This window comes from Kitasatospora sp. NPDC059571 (assembly GCF_042735675.1).
Classification (GTDB): domain Bacteria; phylum Actinomycetota; class Actinomycetes; order Streptomycetales; family Streptomycetaceae; genus Kitasatospora.
In genome coordinates, this window is record NZ_JBHWBW010000361.1 from 6,763 (window position 1) to 8,218 (window position 1,456).

Annotated in this window: 1 protein-coding gene; it reads right to left on the reverse strand. The window is 75.8% G+C overall.

Features of this window, described 5'->3' with window-relative positions:
- On the reverse strand, positions 1-888 hold an 888-nt coding region (locus ACFV0G_RS29515), incomplete at its 3' end, for a DJ-1/PfpI family protein (protein WP_380554638.1).
- Positions 889-1,456: the final 568 nt, after the last annotated feature.

The window sequence follows — 1,456 nt, forward strand, 5'->3', positions numbered from 1 at the left end:
ATGGCGGGCGGCGATGGGCGGGGGGGTGACCCAGCGCATCGGGCTGGTGCCGGTGCGGGCCGTGAAGTGGCGCAGGTAGGACCGCTGGGACATCCGGGCGGTACGGGCCAGCAGCGGCACGGTCAGCGGTTCGGCGAGGCGGTCCAGCGCCCACTGCATCGAGCGGGCCACCCCGTCGTCCTCCTCGGCCACCGGCCGGACCGCGGCCTCGATGAACTGCGCCTGGCCGCCGTCCCGGTGCGGCGGCACCACGAAGCGCCGGGCCACCGCGTTGGCGACCCGCGGGCCGTGGTCGCGCCGCACCAGGTGCAGGCAGAGGTCGATGCCGGCCGCGCTGCCCGCGCTGGTCAGCACCGACCCGTTGTCGACGTACAGCACGTCCGGGTCGACCCGGATCAACGGGTGGCGCTGCTGGAGCAGTTCGGCGTACCGCCAGTGGGTGGTGGCCGGCAGGCCGTCCAGCAGGCCCGCCGCGGCGAGGGCGAAGGCGCCGGAGCAGATCGAGACGATCCGGGCGCCCCGGGCGTGGGCGGTGCGCAGTGCGTCGAGCAGGCCGGGGGAGACCTGCCCGCCGAAGGCGTTCGGCACGGCCACCACCATCACGGTGTCGGCGGCGGCCAGTTCGTCCAGTCCGTGCCGGGCCGTGAGGGCGAAGCCGCCGACCGCCTCCAGCGGGGTGCCGGGCCGGTCGGCGCAGACCTTGACCTCGTACCAGGGCGCGGTCAGCAGATCCCCGAGCTCGGGCCGGGCGAGGCCGAACACCTCCACCACCACGCCGAGTTCGAACGGTGCCATGCCGTCGAAGGCGTACACGGCCACGGTGTGCACCGGCTCGGGGCGGCGGCCGACGGCGACCGCGACCGGGCCGGGTCCTGACTGGGCCGGCATGGGCGCCCTCCTCGTGCGTGGCGGGATCGCGGCGAGTGTAGCCGCCCGCGCCGGAGCCCTGCGGGCCCCCGGTCGGCGGCAGGATCCCGGGATCCCTTGCCGGGCCCGGATTGTCAGTGCCCACCCCTAATCTGAAGGGGTGTCCGAGACCGGTGACCGGTCACCGGCGGGGGCGGGCGAAAAAGCAGTGGGAGTCTGCCGCACCCGTCCGGGAGGATGCTGAGTCGTCACGACGAGCGCTCGGGGGAGCGGACCGGTCCGGCAGAGCCGACCGGCGGCCTCGTCGCAACCATCCACCACCACATCCACACCCAGCGGGGGGTCATGCCGTGAACACGTCCGTTATCACCACTTTTGCCAGGAATTCTGCCCAGACCCGCATGTCGGGCTGGGGCCGCCGCGGCTGAGCCGCACCACACCGTCCGAAGGGGCACCGGCCACCGTCGGACGCCCCTTCGGGCCTGCCGGCGCGTCGTCCGTCCCACCGGTGGCACGGACGAGGGCGCGGGGCCCCCGGCGGCGGCGCCGCGCCCCGCGCGGGGGGGGGGGGCCCGGCGCCGCGCCGGGG